We start from the raw sequence: 23,245 nt of genomic DNA on the forward strand, positions 1-23,245 counted from the left end.
TTTACAAACTAAAATTCATGTTACAAATTTACACTAAACTGATAATAGATATCAGAACTAAGAAATAATTTAGCAAAGATAGTTTATAATAATCGATATCAAGACAAATAAAAAGCTAGGAGTTTATATGTCAGTTTTAGTAATCGGAGCCGACGAGATAACGCCGATAAAAGCGGTTTTGAAAGATTTGGGCGCAGAGAAGATAGAGCACTGGGATGCAAGAAACGAAAACAGAGTAAATCGCAAACCAATCCCTCAAGATACAGAGTGCGTTGTGATGCTAACGAGCTTTTTAAATCACAACACAATGAAGACAATAAAAACTCAAGCCAAAAAACGAAATATCCCGATAGTATGCGCAAAAAGAAGCGTTAGTTGCGTATTTTGCGAATACTGCAAGGTCTTTGGGCTAGACAAGGAATTCAAATGCAAATCAAAAGATTGCTAAATGAAATTCGGCTTTTTATTAGATATTGGAGAAATAACTCCAAATATTTTTTCAAAGCTTGATAGGGTAAAAAAAGCAAAAATTTTTATAAATTTGTATAACTCATGCGTAGAAGATGAGCTAAAAATCCCTAAAAATTATTATAAATTCGGGCTTGGCTTGCAAAATATCTTTTTAAAAAGAGTTGATGAGTTATGCAAATTTAAACATCAAAGCTTTAAAAAACCAACTAGCTTTTGTGTGGCTTCAAATACTATAATCCATGCTTTTAAAAATGGAAATTTAGATGAAATTCCAGTTATAGCAGGTACTCCTAAACACCCTGCCGCAAAGCTGCTCATGCTACTTAAATCACAAAACGGAATTTGTTTTGATGCGGATATAATGTTTTCTCAGTTTGTTTATGATAAAATCCGTAAAAAACATCTTGATAAAAATGTTTATTTTCAAGACGGCATAATCTTTGCGGAGCATAACGGCAGAAAAATTTTTGGAGTTTTGCCTAGCTTTAAGGAGATTTCAAAAGATAGGTTTCATCTGGCAAATTACGAAATCGCAAGGGCTTTTAAAGCTCTTGACGAGAACGGATTTGATAGGATGTTTGTTGTTTTTCCGCGCAACACAAACTTCTTAAAGCACATAGAGGTTAATACTTGTTGCGGAAACTATGGCGGTGAGGCTAGGCTTAAGCTCGTTCCTTACACCATCGTTCATAACGTATTTTAATTTAAGGAAAGTTTATGATAGGAATAATTTTTGGAAGCAGTATGGGAAATACTGAAGAGGCGGCAAAATTTTTGTCTGAAAATTTAGGGCTTGAAAACGAGCTTTTAAACGTAAGCGATTGTGATGCGGATAAGATCAATAGCTTTGATAAGCTCATCCTTGGCACCTCTACTTGGGGGAGTGGCGACTTGCAAGATGATTGGGACGCGTTTGATTTTGAAGGACTTGAGCTTAGTGGTAAGACTGTTGCAGTATTTGGAATGGGCGATAGCGAGAGCTATAGCGATGAGTTTTGCAACGCTATGGGCAAGCTTTACGATCACGTCGTAAAACAAGGTGGAAAGGTCGTAGGTAGCGTATCAACCGACGGATATAGCTTTGAGAGTTCAGAGTCTGTTCGCGGTGGTAAATTTGTAGGACTTGCGCTTGATGCCGACAATGAAAGCGATCAAACAGAGCCAAGAATTCTGGCTTGGATCGAGCAGATAAAACCAAATTTCGCATAAAACATCTTCCCCTATTCAGGGGACCTTTTTAAAATAAATCTTATATTAATCTACTTAAAAAATACTAAATTTAAGCCTTTTGTAGCTAAAATATTTTTAAATATTAAACATTTGGAGCAAGAATGGCATTTCAGAATTTAAAGTGGCAAAAATTTTATGAAAAAGCCTGGAAAATAAGAGCAGAGTTTATGAGCGAGTGCTTAAGCCGCGGGATGAATGGCTACCAAGCAATTAAAGAGCTTGAAAAGAAAGAGCGTAAATATCGAATATCAATAACAGGTGATGAAGTGATATCATGGGAAAGGATTAAGGGAGATCCTACAAATGTGATATCTGAATCGATTAATATTCCTATAATGCGACTAAGCTCTATTAGGGGTAATGAGATTATAATACCATTTTATGCAAATTTTAACTTTGTCGATATGCTTATCGATATTTTTGATGAGACGGGGCCTTATGATTCTATTGTTGAACTTGGATGTGGATATGGAAGAAATTTGTTTGAACTATTTTATAGAGGCGGATCTGCTGATATCCCGTATTATGGTGGAGAATTTACAAAAAGTGGTGTGGAACTTGCCAGCAAACTGGCTAAAGCAACTCCAAATATGAATGCTAAATTTTTTCATTTTAACCATCTTGAGCCGAAGTTAGATATTGACTTTGGTGAGCGAGTATTTTTATTTACTTGCCACTCTATTGAGCAGGTAATGCAAATTCCAGATAATTGGTTTGAAGTTGTATCTAAATGTGCCAAACACGTTAGATGTGTACATCTTGAACCATTTGGTTTTCAGATGCATATAACGGGTCCTATAAGTCAAAAACATATGGAATTTATGGTGCAGCAAGGCTGGAATGTCAATTTTACAGATATGCTAAAGCAAGCTTCTAAAAACAAGATAATAGAAGTGGATGGTGCAGTATTGGAGATTGGATTTTCTCAAGATCCGTTTAATCCGGGTTCGATTGCTATATGGCATAGTGATAGAAAATAGTTATTTTTGCTTATGTTACTAAATTTTAAAGAATTTTCAGAGAAAAACCCTATTAAATGGGCTATATTTATGGGGTTTTTATCTTCATTGCCCATAGTTGCAATTGCTTTTGCGGATGCTAATATAGATTTTAATTCAGCTAGTCAAAACAAAGAAACAGATCTACTACAGATCATTTTTTATTTTTTGGCATCTTATATTTTTATTAAATTTTTTACATTTTTAAAAAAATTTTCATTATTCTATCTCATATTATTTTCATTATTATCTACTGGTGTTTGTCTGCTATCTCAAATATATTTATTAAAATTGTTTTTTGTAACAAATGAGCCCCATCAAAACATTATCTATGCCCTATTAGCTGGAGCAAGCTTTTTGTATATTTTTATTTTAAATTTAATTGCTTCAAATATTTCTAAGCACTGAATTTTATTGAATTATTTTAATCTAAAAACGTAAAACCAGATTTGCAACAGCTGCTTTTCTTTGAGGTTTTATCAAATTTTCGCTACAATCTTACGAAAAAAAAGGATAGATATGCCGCTACTTGATAGTTTTTGTGTAGATCACGTAAAGATGAATGCACCCGGAGTTCGCCTAGCTAAAACGATGAAAACGCCAAAAGGCGATGATATAAGCGTATTTGATCTTAGATTTTGCAAGCCAAATGAGGAAATTTTGCCTGAAAAGGGCATCCATACTCTTGAGCACCTCTTTGCAGGATTTATGAGAGATCACCTTAACGGCAACGGAGTTGAGATCATCGATATCTCTCCGATGGGTTGCAGAACTGGCTTTTATATGAGTCTTATCGGCACTCCTAGCGAAGATACAGTAAGACAGGCGTGGCTAGCCTCTATGCAAGATGTTAAAAACGTTAAAAACCAAAGCGAAATCCCAGAGCTAAACGTATATCAATGCGGTACATATAAGATGCACTCGCTTGATGAAGCGCACTCGATAGCCGATAAAATTTTAAAAAGCGGACTTGGCATCATAAACAACGACGAAATCAAACTTGATCTAAAAGCTATGGGTTTGTGAGCGAAATTTGACGCGGATGATTAGCTGTGCAAAGCCTGAAAATTTAAGTGAAAACAAGGCTTTTTTAACCGAGCAAATTTTAACCTATCTTGGTAACAAGCGCTCTTTGCTTGGCTTTATAGAGCAAGGTATACTGCATGCCAAAAGCGAGCTTAAGCAAGATAAAATAAGCTGTTGTGATATGTTTTCGGGCTCTGGAATCGTAGCTAGGTTTTTAAAGCAGCACGCAAATTTTATCGTTGCAAACGACCTTGAGCTGTACTCCAAAATTACCAACGAATGCTACCTTGCAAATTTAACACCTGAGCTTAAAGCTGAGCTTAAAACTAGCCTAGCAAAAATAAAAAAAGAGATAAAAAGCGAGCTTAAAAGCGGTTTTATTACTGAGCTTTACTCGCCAAAAGATGAGGCAAATATAACCCCAAACGATAGAGTTTTTTATACTCCTTATAATGCGCGCTATATCGATACAGCAAGGGCTAGCATTGAGCTTTTGGATGAGCAGCTGAAGCCGTTTTTTCTGGCTCCACTTTTGCACTCTGCTAGCGTACATGCAAATACAAGTGGAGTTTTTAAGGGCTTTTATAAAAACAAAGATAAAATAGGGCAGTTTGGCGGCGAAGGAAGAAATGCATTAAAGAGAATTTTAACTCCTATCGAGCTTAAAATGCCTGTTTTTTCAAATTTCAACGTCGAATTTGAAGTTATGCAAAAGGACGCAAATTTACTGGCTAGTGAGCTTGATAAGATCGATCTAGTCTATCTTGATCCGCCTTATAATCAACACCCTTACGGCTCAAACTACTTCATGCTAAATTTAATCGCCAAATACGAACACCCAAGTGAAATTTCAAAAGTTTCTGGCATAGCTAAAAACTGGAATCGCTCCGTTTATAATCAAAGAGCAAACACAGCTGAAGCGTTTTTTGAGCTGATTGGTAAGTTGAAAGCTAAATTTGTGCTAATTTCTTTTAACTCGGAAGGCTTTATTTCCAAGGAGAGTTTTGATAAAAACCTTAAAAAATTTGGTAAAGTGGAGCTAAAAGAAAAAAAATATAATACATTTCGTGGAAGCAGAAATCTAAACAGTAGAAATTTGCATGTAAACGAACTTCTTTATATACTTAAAAAATAAGTTAGTAATTCATCTTTTTCATATATATTCAATAAATTATAAAACTACTAAATATATCAATGTAATTTTAAGTTCAATTTTAATAAAATTTCATTAACTTTATTTTTTAAGGAAATTTTATGAAAAATAAACTTATATCTTTGATGATTACCGCTACGGCTTTTAGTTCGATGTTTGCAGGGGATTTTATATCTCAAACAACTGCAATTTTTTTAAACGGCAAAGACATAGGAAAAATAGAGGTTTTAACTCCTGTTGAAATTGTAGAAAAAGGACAATCTTTAACTAGGATAAAAATACAAGGAGTAGTTGCGGATAATTATAAAGAGAGAATCCAAAGAAGTATCCCAAATGCTGAAGTTTTTGTTGTTTTTAATGAAGATGTTGACGGTAATTTTGTTTTTAATAAGAAATTAGAAGATGATTATGGTGAAATTTGGCATGAAGTAAGCGGTGTTTATGAGGTTGATTCAAAGCTTATAATAGCCGATGAGGATGCCTTGTACGACCAAGCAAAAAAAATATACGAAGAGAGCTGTTCTGCCTGTCACAGACTGCATCAGCCTAATGATTTTACAGCTAATCAGTGGCCTGCAAGCCTGCAAGGCATGATTGATGCCGGTTATACTGCAATAGATGAAAATAGTTTAAATTTAATCACAAAATATTTGCAGCATAACGCTAAAGAAAGTTATTAAAATTAAAGAAACCAATATTTAGAAAAGGGGAGAATATGAAAAGACGAGATTTTATAAAGACCTCAGCTATTCTTGGAGCTAGCTCTTTGAGTGCTAGCAGGATTGATGGTGTTACAAAAACTATTTTTGACAATAAGAAAGTTTTTGGAGCAAATAGATTTGGAACTTTTTGGGCCAATATAAATTCAGAGCAGATCGTTTCTGTAAGTGATTTTGAAGGTGATAAATTCCCAAATACTATGAATTATTCGCTGCCGGATGTGATTCAAAACGAAAACAGAGTTCTTTATCCGATGGTAAGAAAAAGCTATCTAAAGGCTAAAGGTCCTGCAAAAAGTGAATTAAGAGGTAATGAAGAGTTTGTAAGAGTTAGCTGGGATGTAGCTCTTGATCTTGCCGCTAAGGCTTTAAAAGAAAATTTCGACAAATATGGCCCTGAAAGTATCTACGGCGAGTGCTACTGGTGGGGCGGTAGCGGTAAAGTAGGCTGGGGCAGAACCGTAGCTCACAGAATGTTAAAAATTCTTGGCGGATATGTTGAGGAGACTGATGATTATTCGACGGGAGCAGGTCTTACTATAATGCCTTATGTATTGGGAAGCGGTTCGGTTTATGATACACCAACCAAATGGAAAGCCGTTGTTAAAAATGCTAAAAACGTAGTATTTTGGGGTACCGATCCGATAGTTACAAATCAAATAGGTTCTATTCCTCCACTTCACTCTAACTATCCTGGCATCATAGATCTTAAAAAATCAGGCATAAAAACTTATAGCGTAAACGTAATGGTTAACGATACTGCTCGCTATTTAGGCTCTGAACCTATAATAGTTGTACCAAATACCGATACCGCAATGGTGCTTGGAATGTGCCACCACTTATATGAAAATCATCTTTATGATGCTGAGTTTATTAAAAAATATACGGTTGGATTTAATAAATTTAAAGACTATTTGCTTGGTGTGGAGGATAAGATTGTTAAAGATGTTAAGTGGGCTAGTAAAATTTGTGGTGTTCAACCTGAATATATAGCTAAATTCGCAGAAAAACTAGCAAAAGAGCCTACTACTATTTTAATAGGTCGTGCACTTCAAAGAGCAGACCACGGAGAGCAAATTTTCTGGGCTTTAGTTACTCTAAACGCTATGCTAGGACATATCGGTAAGGAGGGTCTTGGGTTCGAGTTTAGTTTAGGATATAACTCAGGCGGCGCCGGAGATAAGATAGCTCCGGTTTTAAAGGGTCTTAGCACAAGAATCAGTGAAAAATATGAGACGCCAGACTCTCCTTGGAAAAAATTTAAAAATGTAACTATTCCTTCATCACGCTCTATCGAAGCACTTGAAAATCCAGGCAAAGAAATAGATCATAACGGTAAAAAGATAAAGCTTCCACATATGAGAGTCGCTTATAATGCATCAGGTTCGATGTTTACACGTCACCAAGATGTAAATAATATCGTTAAACAATGGAAGAAATTTGAGACAGTTATCACCGCAGAGCCTTATTGGACGAGTACAGCAAGGTTATCTGATATAGTATTCCCTGTGGCTATCGAAGTTGAGAGAAACGACATCAACCAAACCGCTCCAAACGGCGAATATATCGTAGCATATAGACCTATCATTAATCCTATGGGAGAGAGCAAGAGCGACTTTTGGATTTGTGAGCAAATTTGTAAAAGATGGGGCGTTGGCGAAGTATTTACAGAGGGAAAATCAGAGCTTGATTGGGTTAAAGAATTCTATAACGATGCAGCAACTCAAGCAAAAAATCTCAATGTACAAATGCCTAAATTTGAAGAGTTCTGGGAAAAGGGCTTTGTAAGATTTGAACAAGATAAAAAAGAGACAGAGCTATACACTAGACTAGCGGCATTTAGAGAAAATCCTGTAAAAAATCGCCTGGGAACACCATCTGGCAAGATTGAGATTTTTTCTCCTGCAGTAGCTAAGTATGGCTATGATGACTGCCCTGGTCATGCTACTTGGCTAGAGCCGTTTGAATGGCTTGGTAGTGAAAAGGCTAAAAAATATCCAATACATATAGTGAGCCCTCACTCAAGATATCGCTTACACTCTCAACTAAATAACTCTATTATTAGAAATTTTGCTGAGGTTAGCGGTAGAGAGCCTATTTTGATGAATCCAAAAGATGCTAAAGCAAGAGGTCTTGCAAATGGTGACATCGTAAGAGTATTTAATGATCGCGGTGAAATTTTAGCAGGCGTTCTTATAACTGATCTTATCCAAGAAAAGGTTGCTGCAATATGTGAAGGTGCATGGTATGATCCTGAAAAATGGGGAGAAAAGAGCCTTTGCCAACATGGTTGCGTAAACGTATTAACTCGTGACAAAGGTACAAGTAAGCTAGCTCAAAGCAACACAGCTCACACAACTCTAGCACAGGTTGAGAAATTTAAAGGCGAGATTAAACCTATAAAAGCATTCTCAAAACCTACCATCATCCAATCTCTATAAAAATTTAGCCCAAGGTTTCTTGGGCTAAACTCTCTAAACTGTTTTATGTTATCATAGTGCTAAAAATTAAAAGGAAAAATATGAAAAAAATTCTATTTTTAATGATAACTTCGGTCTTAGCATTTGGCGTTGCCATTGTATCAGAGCCTAATGATCCTTGCGAAGAGTATAAGAAAACAGCTTATGAGATGTTTAGAATATTAGACGCCAGAGCTGAAAATAACAAACATGAGCAAGCCGAGGTCAAAAAGATGAAAGATGCCTTTAATAAGGGTCTTGAGAGAATAAATACTTTAAGCGACAGATATAATGTCTGTATAAAAGCTACCCAGTCAATCAAAGAAGCAATAGAGCTTATGCAGCCTGCGCAATCTTATCAATAGGTTGAAATCTTATTTTATATTCAAATTTTACTTGATAAACATAATCAATTTAAGCTACAATATTTAAAATAAAAAATCAAAGGATAATAATGAATGATTTTGCAAGAATTTCACAAATTATTAAAGATAGCAAAGATGAACTAAACGGACTTTATAAGAGGCTTGATAAAAATGAAATTTTGGATGAAGCTCTAAAAATAGCCAATTTTAAAGGGACTAAAAGTGAAAAAATAGCGCTTTTAAGGCGTATTGTGGATCTTAAGGAAGAGCCGTTAGAAAATGAGCTAAAAAAGCTTGAACGAAGCAAGGATGAGATAAGAAAGATCAAGGATCTTATGTTTATCTATGTAAAAGAATTTTATGAAAAGCGACATCAAAAGCTTATAGATAGGATAAGAGCAGAGAGAATTTTAGATGATTTTTATATGGTTTTGCTTGATGGAGTGCATGAATTAGGGCTAGTTATCAATGATTGGCAAATAGCTTGGGATAAATTGATTTTACAAACTACAAATAGTGAATTTAAAGACAAATTCTCCGATATGAGTGAGGCTTTAAAATTTATAGATGATAATAGACTTTTTCATACTGAATTAAACGGACAAAAAGCTGATAGAAGCTACGGAGCCGTTATAAAAACAGATGGAAAATATGATTTTAAACCTTATGCATTAGCATTTGATAATGAAGTTAATGCACTTAAAGAAAAATTTGAAATTATGATAGATAGGCTTGAAAATTTGGCTATAAATAGTGAGCAAAAAGCCTATGTTAATTATTTTAAGAAGCTAAAAAATGCCTTTTGCGAACGTGAAAACGAAAGAGTTATAGCCGCTTGGCAAGAAGCTGAGATCGCATGGATGGATGTTAGATCGCCATTGCAAGTAGGACATCCTCTTGAATACTATGAGGATAGTTATACTCATACCGTCGCTCTTGAATGGGATATTAGATTGGCTCAGAGTAGTAGTTTTGACGAGAATAAATTTAAGGATGAAATTTTAGAGAGTTATGATCAAATTTGCAAAGATATTGGTGTCAAAGACGAGGTTTTAAATACTCAAGTCAATGTAAATGTAAAAAGAACTCAAGTATATATTTCAAATCCTATGATTTATTATGGAGCGGAACTTAACGGACTTTTTTCGGCTCAAGTAGTGCCAAATGATGAACTGGTAAGCAAAAAATGTGGCAAGAAGATTTTCGCATTTGTTGATCATGTATATGAGAGTGCTAAATCTAGGCCTTTTATGAGACTCTCAAGTGAAATTTTTGATAAAGAGTTTTTAAATTTTGGTAGAGAAATTCTATTTACAAAACCTGAAGTCTGGAAAAAGGTCTATGAAATTTCAACTATAGGTCATGAATTCGGACATATTTTATTTATAAATGAAGATAGTGAAAAGATTATGAATGAAGATGGACTCTTTAAATTTATAGAGGAGTATAAGGCTACTACCGGTGGGCTTGTGAACTTCTTTTTACATGAGGATGAAGAGTATAAGATGCCAGTATTTCACGAGCTTATAGCGCGTTCGGTAGGGCTTATTGCTTGGAGAGAGGTTGATGAGGTGAGGGCGTATTATTGCGAAGGACTCATTCATCTTAGCTTACTTTTTCAGGCAGGAGTTTTAAGTTTTAAAAATGACAGCATTAGTGTAAATTTCACTCCTCAAAGCTATGAGAAATTTAGAGAAATTTGTATGCAAAACTATAAAAATTTAGCACTTCATTATGCAAAAAAAGCAAAAGCAGGCGAGTTTTTAGCTAAATTTTGCAAATATGACGGTATTAGCTATCTGCCTATTGATGAAAAAACTAAAGAATTTGTTGAATTTTATTACAATAAGTATAAGCAGATAGGCAATGAAGTCGATGAAAGCGGTGAGTGGGAGAGATGGAGTAGCAAGATATAAAATTATTAGCCAATTATATTTTTATTACATATTTAGTTATTGGGCTAATTTTGCTACAATTTTGGAAAAAATGATTTAAGGAAATTTAATGAATTCAATGTTAAGTTCAATGGGTGAGCCGCGTATTAAGCTGGTTGCGCTGCCGAAGGATACAAACTCTGCGGGCAATATATTTGGCGGTTGGATAATGAGCCAGATCGACCTTGCGGGAGCGACCGCCGCGCGTGAAGTAGCGCCTGAAAGGGTTGTGACGATATCTATGCAAGAGGTTATCTTTAAAGAGCCTGTCTTTATCGGAGATGTGGTTAGCTGCTATGCAAAAATTCTTGCAGTGGGCAAAACTTCAATAAAAACGCAGATAGAAGTAACGGCTCTAAGACTAAACAAAGATGGCTTTCGCGAGTGCATACACGTTACAAGCGCGATCGCAACTTACGTAAGTGTCACAAAAGACGGGCATAAAAAGCCAATCGATGAAGAGTTAAAGAGGCTGCACGGGTTTTAATTCACAGCTAATTTTAATATGCATTTTTGTAATAACCACATCCCAAGCACGTATTTTAGGCATCTTAAAATTTAGTGTGCCAAAAAGTGTGCCAAAGCTATAAAAATTAAGATATTTTAAGGGCTGTTTCAAGATTATATTTATCGGCTTCATCTTGCATAAAATGAGTATAATGAGCCGTCATAGATAAATCTTGATGCCCTAATAAATTTTGAACTAAAGTAGGGCGGATTTGAGCGTTCATAAGCATGCTTGCAAATGTATGGCGAGTAACGTGTAATGTTTGAGGCTTAATACCTAGTTTCTTTTGAAGTTTTTTAAACTCAACACTAAGCGTATTGTATGCAGGCTTAACGATCAGCTTTTGTGTATCAAACACCCCATAGTTGCTCTTTATGCTATCCAAATGAAAATGGCTACACCATAATCCTAACCACGCATAATCCAGACTTTGCCATCTTGCTTGGCGGAGTTGTAACGCTTGTGAAAAACGGTGGAGAGGTTGAATGCGGGAGTGTAAATGAGATAATAAAAAGCGAAAATTTAAGCCAGCTTTACGATACTCCGCTTGATGTGAGCTTCGTTGAGAGTGTAAAGCTAAGTTGTTGTTTAACTTATCCGCTTTAAGCCAAAGAGCCAAACTCTAGCAGTTTAGAGCTCTTTTTAAGTCTGAAATATACAAATTTTGCTGTTTTTTTAGATAAAAATATAAAATCGGTGCTAGAAAGATATTTTTAGGCTTTATGTTTTCTGTGAAATTTAAGATAGTTTGTGAGTTTTCTTCTTTGAAATTTCCTATCCAAGATCCCTTTATGCTCTCATTTTCTATCTCTAGCTCAAGCCTTTCGTAGGGTTTACAAAGAGTTATTTTAAAATTTGTTTGGCGAGAGTTTTTTGAAATTTCTACAAAATGAGTTTCATCTAAAATTTTAGTCTCTTTTAGATCGCTGCGCCACACACACTCTTTAAAAGAGGTGACAACTTGCCAAACTCTTTTGATATCGCAGTTTATCTTTGAGGTGGTAGTGCAAGTTGCCATCTTTCATCCTAAAATTAATCCATATCGTCAAGTAACTCTTCTTTTGACTTAACGACTACTCCTGAGCCATGCACTACGCTTGGAATGCAAGCGGCGCAAATTTCAACTTCTTGACCGTTTTTGTGAGCGTGGATAAATACGGCGTTTGAGTTTTCTTCGCTGGTTATTCCGCAGACGTTACACACATACATTCCGTTTATTTTCATTATAAATCCTTTTTGAAATTTTGCTTATTTTAACTTGAAATTTAAAAAGCCAAGATGACTTAAGTCAATGCAAATTGTAGCAAATTTAAAGATGAATTTGCTCTTTTTGAAAGAAAAAGTGCGAAAAGTAAATCACAAAGAAAATTTGCAAAAATAGCCCGACAAGCGGTATCAAACAAAGCAGATAAAATATAAGAGCGGTAAATTTATACTCATATCCACCCATGTCAAGCAGAGCTATCTCAAAGCGGTTTTTACTAAGAGTATTTGAGCCGATATCGATAAATAAAAGCGAATAGTAAAGATAAAAAAACGGCACGTTTATGATGAATAAATTTAAGATCGGCACAAATAAAAGCGGGAGGCTTATGAGAAAAAGCAGGCTAAATTTGCCTATTACGATCGCCATAAGTTTTAGTGATCTGGCTAGCGATATGTTTTCAAATTTGGGCAGTTTGTAGTGTCTTTTGTTTATCTCGTCAGTTACTACCGGAGTTAAAAACCCTGCCACGATGAGCGCTATAAAAACCGAAAGTATAAGCACGAAAAATGTACCCGTCAGATAAAAGAGAGCAGAAACTATCCACTTCGTAACGCCGTATGATAAAATCGCGGTGATATAAGGATGAGCACTTTCGTCTAAAAAGCTAAAATCCCCGCTTGCGGCACCCATGCTTAAGGCTGTGTAAATTTCCTTGCCACCAAATATCATAAGCGCACCTAAAATGATAATGCTAAGCACAAGCGGCAGGGTCGAAAGGATAAGAAATTTAGCCGTTAAAAAGTCCTTAACGGCGAGGTTAAAATTTCTTATCATTTTACTTTTTTATACTCGCTTTCAAGATAGCTGTATATCTCTTCAACGCCGTTTAAATTTAGCTTTAAAATTTCGCTCATGACGACATTATCTTCCTTGCCGTTCCAGACTTTTTTATAAGTGCCGTCTTTGTAGCCGTTGTTTTGGCGGAAGCGGTTTAGCACGTTTTTACCGATATAGCACTCATATAAAGAGTGTAAATTTACGCCACATTTTAGGCTCATCGCAAAATACACTTTAAGCAGATCAAAAAGCTGAAACTCAAAACCGCTTGATTTGTGTATAAGCATCTCTATATCGTTTATCACTTCGTAAATGCTCTCGTCTTCGATATTGTAAGCGTCTTTGCAAAATTCGTTAAACCCGCTTGAAGCGCATATTGCTTCGCTTAGTTTTGCTATACCGCCTAGGTTTTTTATCTTGTACTGCTCAAGCATAAGACTCATCAAAAAGTGCCATATATCAACCACTTCAACGCGTAAATTTTCTTTGTTTGTAGGTGCGTTTATGTCTTTCCAATGCTTCCAAGCAAAGCTATCTATGAGCTCAGCGCACTCCATATATATGCAGCGTCTCCAGTTTATCAGCTTGCCGTTTTTATTTACACCCTCTTCCCAGCCTGTGCCGTTAGTTTCGTCGTTTAAAATTTGCTGCAAATTTAGCATTTGCGCTATCATCTCTTGTGCGTTCATAAAAATTCCTTATTTTCAAATTGTGAGATTATAACGAAAATTTAATAACAGCTACATTGCAAACGCTAAATTCGAGTTAAACGTATAGTTTGAAGCTATCAAGCTGCTCTATAAGGCTATCAAACAGCTTTTTAGAGTTTTCAAGCACGTTCAAATCGGCTTTATTTTGTTTAAGCAGTTCGTCAAACAGCTTTAAAGTGCCTTCTCTAACGAAATTTTTGTGATTCATGTCTTTGATGGTAGGAAGCTCTTTTTTCAGGCTATTTGCGAGATTTGTAAGCTTAGCAAACGCAGGAGTTTCGCCCGCTTTTACATTTTTCATAAACTCATCTATGCTAGGAGCTATGCTTTCAAGGGCTTTGGCAAGCTCTTTTTTATCATTTTCATCAAGCCCGTTTCCGACATAAGAAAAGTTGTATCCGTACTCGTGCGTTAGCGTTAAAGAGCGGCTTTGCGTGTTTGAGGAGCGAGAGCTTGCGTACTCAAGGCTTTTGTTATCATACATTGAAAATTTGATCTCATCTCCGCTGCTAGTTTTAAAGCTGAAGTCAAAGTTGTTGAAATTTGCGTAGTTTGAGCTAATATGCATAAAAATCCTTTTTTGTTTTTTAAATCGTCAAATATCAACCAAACTTAATAGCCTTTTTTGTAAAATTAAACAAAAAAGGCTTAAAATGTGCTGCTTTGGAGCAAGGGTTTTTGCGCTTATCGCGATAACTTGTCTTAGTTTTATCCTGCATAAATTTTATCCGCAAATTCCTGTTGTCGCTTACTATTTGCTGCTTGCAAATTTGCTTGCGTTTGTTATGTTTGCGCTATTTTTTAAAGATCTTTTGCCTAAATTTGTAAAGCCTTCCGCAATTCACTATTTTTCGTTAATCGGCGGCGTTTTAGGCGGACTGGCTGCAACTTTAGTATTTAAAAAATTTGAAGGAAATTTCTTAAAAATTGAGCTTATTTTGCTTGTTTTTTGGATCTTGCTTGCTTCTTATATAGCGCTAAATTTCGCTCAGGTTTCGGCGTTTTTCGCAGGATTTTTAAACTAATGGATGAGAGAATTTTAAATTTTATAAGCAAGATGCACCTACTTAGCCTTGCAGTGATAAGTGAAGCTAAACCCTACGCGGCAAGCTGTTTTTATGCTTTTGATAGCGAAAATTTTAGCCTTATCGTAGCAGGAGATGATAAAACCACTCACATAAAAGCGCTTGAAATTTCAAGTGAGGTTGCTGGCACCATTGCGCTTGATACGAAGATAGTGGGCAAGATAGAGGGCGTGCAGTTTAGAGGCGTGATGAGCAAGGCAAGCGAAGATGAGCGCAAAATTTACTTCAAGCGATTTCCTTACGCGCTTGCGATGAGGCCTCAAATTTACGCTATAAGTTTGCAGTGGATCAAATTTACTCACAACGCACTTGGTTTTGGCAAAAAGATAGAGTGGAGTAGAAATTTTTGATTGTACTAAAGTACAATATACTTATTATTTGAATTATTGATATAATCTACAAAAAATTTAAAAAGGATGAAAATATGGCAAATTTATTAGGAATTGCAAAGCAAGTATTCGGAAATGTTATAGTAAGAGACATTCAAGGCAATGAAAGAAGCTTGAAGGTCGGTGATGAATTAATGTTAGGAGAAACAGTAGTAACACTTACTCCTGACGCAAAAGCAGTGATAGCAACTCCAGATGGTTCTGAAATTACTATATTAGGTAATGATGAGTTTGTTTTGGATCAGTCTTTATTAAATTCTGGTTCTAATAGTAATGTAGTGGCAGATATATCCGATCTACAAAATTCTATTTTAGAGGGTCAAGGACTACAAAATTTAGAGGAAACCGCAGCAGGTGGAGGAACCACAAATTTAGATGGAACTAGTCTTGGAGCCGCAAATTTTACTGATTCTGGCAAAATAAGTAATGTGTTTAGGAATTTTTTTGATTTAGACGATACCAATAATAGATTTGCTTCTGGTGCTAATAATATATCTGGTGATAATCCTAGAGATACAACTAAACCAAATTCTCCTACAGGTATAGAATTTACAGAAGATGCAAATAAAGATGGAACACTAAACGATACAGAAAACGGTTCTTCTAAAGATTCTACAGGTATAAAAATAACCCTACCTACAAATATAGAAGATGGTAGTAAGGTAGTATTACAAATAACCAATCCAAACAATGGTAAAGTTGAAACCAAAGAGATAGCTATAAATGCTGATGCAAAATCTAAAGGATATGTAGAGGCAACTATTCCTGTACAAGATGGTAAAGTATCATCTGTAGATGCTATTATACAAGATAAGGCTGGAAACAGCAGCGATCCTGTTAAAGGAAGCATTAATACAGATACAACTAAACCAAATTCTCCTACAGGTATAGAATTTACAGAAGATGCAAATAAAGATGGAACACTAAACGATACAGAAAACGGTTCTTCTAAAGATTCTACAGGTATAAAAATAACCCTACCTACAAATATAGAAGATGGTAGTAAGGTAGTATTACAAATAACCAATCCAAACAATGGTAAAGTTGAAACCAAAGAGATAGCTATAAATGCTGATGCAAAATCTAAAGGATATGTAGAGGCAACTATTCCTGTACAAGATGGTAAAGTATCATCTGTAGATGCTATTATACAAGATAAGGCTGGAAACAGCAGCGATCCTGTTAAAGGAAGCATTAATACAGATACAACTAAACCAAATTCTCCTACAGGTATAGAATTTACAGAAGATGCAAATAAAGATGGAACACTAAACGATACAGAAAACGGTTCTTCTAAAGATTCTACAGGTATAAAAATAACCCTACCTACAAATATAGAAGATGGTAGTAAGGTAGTATTACAAATAACCAATCCAAACAATGGTAAAGTTGAAACCAAAGAGATAGCTATAAATGCTGATGCAAAATCTAAAGGATATGTAGAGGCAACTATTCCTGTACAAGATGGTAAAGTATCATCTGTAGATGCTATTATACAAGATAAGGCTGGAAACAGCAGCGATCCTGTTAAAGGAAGCATTAATACAGATACAACTAAACCAAATTCTCCTACAGGTATAGAATTTACAGAAGATGCAAATAAAGATGGAACACTAAACGATACAGAAAACGGTTCTTCTAAAGATTCTACAGGTATAAAAATAACCCTACCTACAAATATAGAAGATGGTAGTAAGGTAGTATTACAAATAACCAATCCAAACAATGGTAAAGTTGAAACCAAAGAGATAGCTATAAATGCTGATGCAAAATCTAAAGGATATGTAGAGGCAACTATTCCTGTACAAGATGGTAAAGTATCATCTGTAGATGCTATTATACAAGATAAGGCTGGAAACAGCAGCGATCCTGTTAAAGGAAGCATTAATACAGATACAACTAAACCAAATTCTCCTACAGGTATAGAATTTACAGAAGATGCAAATAAAGATGGAACACTAAACGATACAGAAAACGGTTCTTCTAAAGATTCTACAGGTATAAAAATAACCCTACCTACAAATATAGAAGATGGTAGTAAGGTAGTATTACAAATAACCAATCCAAACAATGGTAAAGTTGAAACCAAAGAGATAGCTATAAATGCTGATGCAAAATCTAAAGGATATGTAGAGGCAACTATTCCTGTACAAGATGGTAAAGTATCATCTGTAGATGCTATTATACAAGATAAGGCTGGAAACAGCAGCGATCCTGTTAAAGGAAGCATTAATACAGATACAACTAAACCAAATTCTCCTACAGGTATAGAATTTACAGAAGATGCAAATAAAGATGGAACACTAAACGATACAGAAAACGGTTCTTCTAAAGATTCTACAGGTATAAAAATAACCCTACCTACAAATATAGAAGATGGTAGTAAGGTAGTATTACAAATAACCAATCCAAACAATGGTAAAGTTGAAACCAAAGAGATAGCTATAAATGCTGATGCAAAATCTAAAGGATATGTAGAGGCAACTATTCCTGTACAAGATGGTAAAGTATCATCTGTAGATGCTATTATACAAGATAAGGCTGGAAACAGCAGCGATCCTGTTAAAGGAAGCATTAATACAGATACAACTAAACCAAATTCTCCTACAGGTATAGAATTTACAGAAGATGCAAATAAAGATGGAACACTAAACGATACAGAAAACGGTTCTTCTAAAGATTCTACAGGTATAAAAATAACCCTACCTACAAATATAGAAGATGGTAGTAAGGTAGTATTACAAATAACCAATCCAAACAATGGTAAAGTTGAAACCAAAGAGATAGCTATAAATGCTGATGCAAAATCTAAAGGATATGTAGAGGCAACTATTCCTGTACAAGATGGTAAAGTATCATCTGTAGATGCTATTATACAAGATAAGGCTGGAAACAGCAGCGATCCTGTTAAAGGAAGCATTAATACAGATACAACTAAACCAAATTCTCCTACAGGTATAGAATTTACAGAAGATGCAAATAAAGATGGAACACTAAACGATACAGAAAACGGTTCTTCTAAAGATTCTACAGGTATAAAAATAACCCTACCTACAAATATAGAAGATGGTAGTAAGGTAGTATTACAAATAACCAATCCAAACAATGGTAAAGTTGAAACCAAAGAGATAGCTATAAATGCTGATGCAAAATCTAAAGGATATGTAGAGGCAACTATTCCTGTACAAGATGGTAAAGTATCATCTGTAGATGCTATTATACAAGATAAGGCTGGAAACAGCAGCGATCCTGTTAAAGGAAGCATTAATACAGATACAACTAAACCAAATTCTCCTACAGGTATAGAATTTACAGAAGATGCAAATAAAGATGGAACACTAAACGATACAGAAAACGGTTCTTCTAAAGATTCTACAGGTATAAAAATAACCCTACCTACAAATATAGAAGATGGTAGTAAGGTAGTATTACAAATAACCAATCCAAACAATGGTAAAGTTGAAACCAAAGAGATAGCTATAAATGCTGATGCAAAATCTAAAGGATATGTAGAGGCAACTATTCCTGTACAAGATGGTAAAGTATCATCTGTAGATGCTATTATACAAGATAAGGCTGGAAACAGCAGCGATCCTGTTAAAGGAAGCATTAATACAGATACAACTAAACCAAATTCTCCTACAGGTATAGAATTTACAGAAGATGCAAATAAAGATGGAACACTAAACGATACAGAAAACGGTTCTTCTAAAGATTCTACAGGTATAAAAATAACCCTACCTACAAATATAGAAGATGGTAGTAAGGTAGTATTACAAATAACCAATCCAAACAATGGTAAAGTTGAAACCAAAGAGATAGCTATAAATGCTGATGCAAAATCTAAAGGATATGTAGAGGCAACTATTCCTGTACAAGATGGTAAAGTATCATCTGTAGATGCTATTATACAAGATAAGGCTGGAAACAGCAGCGATCCTGTTAAAGGAAGCATTAATACAGATACAACTAAACCAAATTCTCCTACAGGTATAGAATTTACAGAAGATGCAAATAAAGATGGAACACTAAACGATACAGAAAACGGTTCTTCTAAAGATTCTACAGGTATAAAAATAACCCTACCTACAAATATAGAAGATGGTAGTAAGGTAGTATTACAAATAACCAATCCAAACAATGGTAAAGTTGAAACCAAAGAGATAGCTATAAATGCTGATGCAAAATCTAAAGGATATGTAGAGGCAACTATTCCTGTACAAGATGGTAAAGTATCATCTGTAGATGCTATTATACAAGATAAGGCTGGAAACAGCAGCGATCCTGTTAAAGGAAGCATTAATACAGATACAACTAAACCAAATTCTCCTACAGGTATAGAATTTACAGAAGATGCAAATAAAGATGGAACACTAAACGATACAGAAAACGGTTCTTCTAAAGATTCTACAGGTATAAAAATAACCCTACCTACAAATATAGAAGATGGTAGTAAGGTAGTATTACAAATAACCAATCCAAACAATGGTAAAGTTGAAACCAAAGAGATAGCTATAAATGCTGATGCAAAATCTAAAGGATATGTAGAGGCAACTATTCCTGTACAAGATGGTAAAGTATCATCTGTAGATGCTATTATACAAGATAAGGCTGGAAACAGCAGCGATCCTGTTAAAGGAAGCATTAATGTGTCTGTAACAGAGATTGAATTGCCGTCTTCTGTTTATGTAAGAGAGATGGCAAATTATAATGATTCATTGAAATCTGAAAATAATATCATTCAAGGTGAAAGTTTAGCTGATAATTCTGAAATAGCTATAGATGGAAAGACAACTAATTACTTCGTTGCATTAAATAGTAAAACCGCATTTAATGGCGAGTTTAATGTAGCTGATATTTCAAATATTTCCCCTTGGATTAAACTTCCTGCAGGTGATATTGTATCTAAGAAAGTACAAAAAGATAATGGTGTAGAGTTTGATAAAGCTTATTTAAAAGTTTCCGAAGGAGAATTTACTCTAGAGAACGGTTGGTATATAAATAAGAATAAAACATTAATTATTGGTTCTGATAGTGCAAAAGCGCTTGTAATTACTAACGAAACAGGTAAAGACAATCCTGAATATGCAGACAAAGAAATATTGGTGCTAAAAGATGGCGATACCCCTCCAAGAATATTTGGTGGTGATAATACAGACGATATCACCATCGATGGAGTAACTATTGATTTTATTTCTACAGGAACCGGAAATGATAATATAGTTTTGAAGAATGGAGCTAACATAGCACATGATATAAATACCGGAGATGGTAAAGATAATGTTGTGTTAACTGGACTCAATACTGAAGTTAAAGGTAATATTTTTACAGGCGCAGGAGATGATATAGTAGATATTAACAATTCATCTAAAGTTGGTTCTATAAATAGTGGTGCTGGAAATGACAGCATAAAAGTAGATAATGCTACAGTAGAAAAAAATATTTACGGAAGAGACGGAGATGATAATATAACTCTCACAAACGCTACCGTGCAATATATAGAAGCCGGTAAAGGAGCAGGAAAGATAGATATATCAAAATCTGAAGTCTTAGGTGAGATTAGAAGTGGTTATGAGCAAAATATAACACAACAAGGTGACTATTGGCACGAACATGCATTTGAAGGCAATGTAAATTTAGAAATTTCTAACTCTACTATACATCAAGCAATAGACTTAAATGGAACAGGAGATAGGGAAATTCACATCAAAGACTCCGCTTTGAAAGGCACTTTATATACCGGGCATTATTCTAAATCCAAAGTAGTAATAACAGATTCAGAAGTTAGTAGTATAAACAAAGAGAGTATAGATGATCAAGTAATAGTACAAAAAATTGATGCAGAACGCAATTTAACTATTGATAGTATACAAGGTGATAAAACAATAGATCTATCAAAGGTATCTGAGTTAGATAAAAATATCAAATCCATTGATTTATCTAGAGTAGATAGTGCAAAACTAAATATAACCACTCAAGACGTGTTGGATATAAATCAAGAAACCGGTAAAACTTTAATTATCAAGGGTGATAATATGGATTCTGTTAAAGATGCTAAAGGCATTGAATGGAAAGCTGGAGCTAACGTTGATGGAAGTACTACTTATACTGAGACTGGAACCAATACCGTTTCTATAGTTATAGATAATGACATAGACATAAAAGGCTTAACTAACGGTTAATGTATGATTGATTTATGCAATATCTTTCTCGACGAAGTATTTGAGAGAGATATTGCTAATTATTAAATGATTCTGTTTAAATATATGATTGCTTAAGCTTCAAGAAAATAGATAAATTTTTTATAGTGATTAAGTTATACTTGTAAAGTCGGCATAGATGGTTTTGCTTTTACATTTTTAAAACATAAAACAAATCCTTATAATAAAAAAGTTGCAACAAAGATAGACTGTATACTATCTTAAATTTTTAATCACTTTTATATTATATGTTTCAGTTTTATTTAATTTTTTGGTTTTGTGCCTAAAAGCACTAATTACACTATTAATTATCATAGAGAGTTATATTTTTGTATATTTTTAAAAACATAGATATTCTTAGAATGTTTACAACATCAAAATTTATTTAAGGAAAAAACTGTTAGCACATGACTACTTAAAATCAATATAGCATACTATAATTCACAGTAGTTGCAAAAATAAATTGTCATAATACATGACAATTTATATCAGATGGAGTTTTAGTTTTTATAGTTTATTTTTAAAAGTTTAATGAGTATTGCAATCCTCTCCTATACCTCCATCACAAGCTTTTTTATAAAGATCAGTTGCCATCTCCAAATCTTGTTTTACACCTTGCCCACTATAGTATAAATAAGCAAGATTGTAACAAGAAATCATATTTCCTAAGTCACAAGCTTTTTTATAAAGATCAGCTGCCATCTCCAAATCTTGTTTTACACCTTGCCCACTATAGTATGCATTTCCAAGGCCATTACAACCATCAGTATTGCTTCCATAGCAAGCTTTTTTATAAAGATCAGCTGCCATCTCCAAATCTTGTTTTACACCTTGCCCACTATAGTATAAATAAGCAAGATTATAGCATCCATCAAAATTTCCGCCATAGCAAGCTTTTTTATAAAGATCAGCTGCCATCTCCAAATCTTGTTTTACACCCTGTCCAATGTAGTATGCATTGCCAAGATGATAGCATCCATCCATATCCCCTTCATCACAAGCTTTTTTATAAAGATCAGCTGATGTATTGTGGTCATTATTTAGATTATGTATAATGCCATATAAATAATTAAAATTTTGACAAGCATCCTTATTTCCGCCATCACAAGCTTTTTTATAAAGATCAGCTGCCATCTCCAAATCTTGTTTTACACCTTGACCACTATAGTATAAATAAGCAAGATTATAGCATCCATCAAAATTTCCGCCATCACAAGCTTTTTTATAAAGATCAGCTGCCATCTCCAAATCTTGTTTTGCACCTTGCCCACTATAATATAAATTTCCAAGATTATAACAAGCAATACCAATACCTTTATTGCAATCTTTTTCGAACCTCTCTGTTTGCGCAATGACTTTACTTTGATCTGTTTTCATATCGGCATTTTTTTCAGATTCATACAAAGACATATCATTTGAACTTGTTGTAATCTCTTGACTCGTGTTTAATTGTTTATTTTCTGATGCATATAACTCGCTATGCAAAAAACAAGGAATAATCATATAAATGGTTGTAATAAAAAGTCTTTTCATAAAAATGCTCCAATCAATATATAAATTATATATTATCTTATTTTTATACTTATAACATAATATACTTTTAATTTAAAAATCGTTTTTGTGTAGTAAATGCACAAAAATGCGCTATTATGTAGCCTCCGCACAATACTTTATATGAACACTCCGATTGCGAATTCATTTTCACAATGCTTATCTCATATTTCGAAGTTTTATCTTCTAGGCAAACTTTGTGATCTAAAAATTGAATATTTGAACTTAGATGTTTTTTCACATTTTCTAAAAATTGAATATTTGAACTTAGATGTTTTTTCACATTTTATGGACATAAAAATTCTAATCTCTTTAAAAAATTTTAGTTTGGTTAATATTTTAATAGAAAAATAATTTTCTATTTCTGCAATAAATTTATTCCTTTGTAGAGCTAAATCCAAAT

The 23,245-nt window shown here is 34.3% G+C and carries 23 protein-coding genes; 16 read left to right on the plus strand and 7 right to left on the minus strand.

The features are described from left to right. The first annotated feature begins 127 nt into the window (after positions 1 to 127). The 12 genes from CDOMC_RS01365 (at position 128) to CDOMC_RS01420 (ending at position 10,842) form a co-directional block, all read left to right on the plus strand. Positions 128 to 448: a DUF2325 domain-containing protein gene (locus CDOMC_RS01365; protein WP_172127293.1), complete on the plus strand. Its 321-nt coding sequence runs from the start codon at positions 128 to 130 to the stop codon at positions 446 to 448. Further along, positions 449 to 1,174: a hypothetical protein gene (locus tag CDOMC_RS01370; RefSeq protein ID WP_172127295.1), complete on the plus strand. Its 726-nt coding sequence runs from the start codon at positions 449 to 451 to the stop codon at positions 1,172 to 1,174. It begins immediately after the preceding gene. 14 nt (positions 1,175 to 1,188) lie between these two features. Then, complete coding sequence (fldA, locus tag CDOMC_RS01375; RefSeq protein ID WP_172127297.1) at positions 1,189 to 1,680, plus strand: flavodoxin FldA; 492 nt, start codon at positions 1,189 to 1,191, stop codon at positions 1,678 to 1,680. Positions 1,681 to 1,802: 122 nt separating this feature from the next. Beyond that, on the plus strand, positions 1,803 to 2,681 hold the full coding sequence (locus tag CDOMC_RS01380) for a class I SAM-dependent methyltransferase (RefSeq protein ID WP_172127299.1): 879 nt from the start codon (positions 1,803 to 1,805) through the stop codon (positions 2,679 to 2,681). 12 nt (positions 2,682 to 2,693) lie between these two features. Next, the gene (locus tag CDOMC_RS01385; RefSeq protein ID WP_185768468.1) at positions 2,694 to 3,107 is read left to right on the plus strand and encodes a hypothetical protein; all 414 of its coding nucleotides are present in this window, start codon (positions 2,694 to 2,696) and stop codon (positions 3,105 to 3,107) included. A 111-nt stretch (positions 3,108 to 3,218) separates the two neighbouring features. Beyond that, a complete protein-coding gene (gene luxS, locus CDOMC_RS01390) occupies positions 3,219 to 3,725 on the plus strand; it encodes an S-ribosylhomocysteine lyase (RefSeq protein WP_172127303.1) in 507 nt (168 codons plus the stop codon). 16 nt (positions 3,726 to 3,741) lie between these two features. Then, positions 3,742 to 4,860, plus strand: coding sequence for a DNA adenine methylase (locus CDOMC_RS01395; RefSeq protein ID WP_172129609.1), 1,119 nt, complete (start codon positions 3,742 to 3,744; stop codon positions 4,858 to 4,860). A gap of 119 nt (positions 4,861 to 4,979) precedes the next feature. Beyond that, complete coding sequence (locus tag CDOMC_RS01400; RefSeq protein ID WP_172127305.1) at positions 4,980 to 5,558, plus strand: hypothetical protein; 579 nt, start codon at positions 4,980 to 4,982, stop codon at positions 5,556 to 5,558. Positions 5,559 to 5,593: 35 nt separating this feature from the next. Beyond that, complete coding sequence (locus tag CDOMC_RS01405; RefSeq protein WP_172127307.1) at positions 5,594 to 8,038, plus strand: molybdopterin-dependent oxidoreductase; 2,445 nt, start codon at positions 5,594 to 5,596, stop codon at positions 8,036 to 8,038. An 80-nt stretch (positions 8,039 to 8,118) separates the two neighbouring features. Continuing rightward, the gene (locus CDOMC_RS01410) at positions 8,119 to 8,421 is read left to right on the plus strand and encodes a hypothetical protein (RefSeq protein ID WP_172127309.1); all 303 of its coding nucleotides are present in this window, start codon (positions 8,119 to 8,121) and stop codon (positions 8,419 to 8,421) included. Positions 8,422 to 8,510: 89 nt separating this feature from the next. After that, a complete protein-coding gene (gene ciaB / locus CDOMC_RS01415; protein WP_172127311.1) occupies positions 8,511 to 10,337 on the plus strand; it encodes an invasion protein CiaB in 1,827 nt (608 codons plus the stop codon). A 97-nt stretch (positions 10,338 to 10,434) separates the two neighbouring features. After that, on the plus strand, positions 10,435 to 10,842 hold the full coding sequence (locus CDOMC_RS01420; RefSeq protein ID WP_172129610.1) for an acyl-CoA thioesterase: 408 nt from the start codon (positions 10,435 to 10,437) through the stop codon (positions 10,840 to 10,842). A 106-nt stretch (positions 10,843 to 10,948) separates the two neighbouring features. Here the strand turns inward: CDOMC_RS01420 and CDOMC_RS01425 are convergent, their stop codons facing one another. Further along, complete coding sequence (locus tag CDOMC_RS01425; protein WP_172127313.1) at positions 10,949 to 11,221, minus strand: tyrosine-type recombinase/integrase; 273 nt, start codon at positions 11,219 to 11,221, stop codon at positions 10,949 to 10,951. Here CDOMC_RS01425 and CDOMC_RS01430 point away from each other — a divergent pair. After that, positions 11,209 to 11,469 (plus strand): hypothetical protein, encoded by a 261-nt coding sequence (locus tag CDOMC_RS01430; protein WP_172127315.1) that lies wholly within the window; start codon positions 11,209 to 11,211, stop codon positions 11,467 to 11,469. The genes CDOMC_RS01425 and CDOMC_RS01430 overlap by 13 nt on opposite strands. A 16-nt stretch (positions 11,470 to 11,485) precedes the next feature. Here CDOMC_RS01430 and CDOMC_RS01435 read toward each other — a convergent pair whose 3' ends face one another. The 5 genes from CDOMC_RS01435 to CDOMC_RS01455 form a co-directional block, all read right to left on the minus strand. Next, positions 11,486 to 11,881: a polyketide cyclase gene (locus CDOMC_RS01435; protein WP_172127317.1), complete on the minus strand. Its 396-nt coding sequence runs from the start codon at positions 11,879 to 11,881 to the stop codon at positions 11,486 to 11,488. Between the two features lie 14 nt (positions 11,882 to 11,895). Then, on the minus strand, positions 11,896 to 12,087 hold the full coding sequence (locus CDOMC_RS01440) for a hypothetical protein (protein WP_172127319.1): 192 nt from the start codon (positions 12,085 to 12,087) through the stop codon (positions 11,896 to 11,898). Between the two features lie 85 nt (positions 12,088 to 12,172). After that, on the minus strand, positions 12,173 to 12,904 hold the full coding sequence (locus tag CDOMC_RS01445; protein ID WP_172127321.1) for an EI24 domain-containing protein: 732 nt from the start codon (positions 12,902 to 12,904) through the stop codon (positions 12,173 to 12,175). Beyond that, a complete protein-coding gene (dut, locus tag CDOMC_RS01450) occupies positions 12,901 to 13,596 on the minus strand; it encodes a dUTPase (RefSeq protein WP_172127323.1) in 696 nt (231 codons plus the stop codon). Before dut ends, CDOMC_RS01445 begins: the two co-directional genes overlap by 4 nt. A 76-nt stretch (positions 13,597 to 13,672) precedes the next feature. Next, positions 13,673 to 14,185 (minus strand): ATP/GTP-binding protein, encoded by a 513-nt coding sequence (locus tag CDOMC_RS01455; protein ID WP_172127325.1) that lies wholly within the window; start codon positions 14,183 to 14,185, stop codon positions 13,673 to 13,675. A gap of 85 nt (positions 14,186 to 14,270) precedes the next feature. Between CDOMC_RS01455 and CDOMC_RS01460 the strand changes: the two genes are divergently transcribed. From CDOMC_RS01460 to CDOMC_RS01470, 3 genes are all read left to right on the plus strand, one after another. Continuing rightward, complete coding sequence (locus CDOMC_RS01460; RefSeq protein WP_172127327.1) at positions 14,271 to 14,642, plus strand: hypothetical protein; 372 nt, start codon at positions 14,271 to 14,273, stop codon at positions 14,640 to 14,642. Next, a complete protein-coding gene (locus CDOMC_RS01465) occupies positions 14,642 to 15,052 on the plus strand; it encodes a hypothetical protein (protein WP_172127328.1) in 411 nt (136 codons plus the stop codon). The genes CDOMC_RS01460 and CDOMC_RS01465 overlap by 1 nt, the downstream gene beginning before the upstream one ends. A 74-nt stretch (positions 15,053 to 15,126) precedes the next feature. Next, a complete protein-coding gene (locus CDOMC_RS01470) occupies positions 15,127 to 21,273 on the plus strand; it encodes a hypothetical protein (RefSeq protein ID WP_172127329.1) in 6,147 nt (2,048 codons plus the stop codon). 546 nt (positions 21,274 to 21,819) lie between these two features. Here CDOMC_RS01470 and CDOMC_RS01475 read toward each other — a convergent pair. Beyond that, positions 21,820 to 22,824 carry a tetratricopeptide repeat protein gene (locus CDOMC_RS01475; RefSeq protein WP_172127330.1) on the minus strand — a complete coding sequence of 335 codons (1,005 nt, stop codon included), beginning with the start codon at positions 22,822 to 22,824 and terminating at the stop codon, positions 21,820 to 21,822. Positions 22,825 to 23,245: the final 421 nt, after the last annotated feature.

The organism is Campylobacter sp. RM16192 (assembly GCF_004803855.2).
In the GTDB taxonomy this organism is placed as follows: Bacteria; Campylobacterota; Campylobacteria; order Campylobacterales; family Campylobacteraceae; genus Campylobacter_A.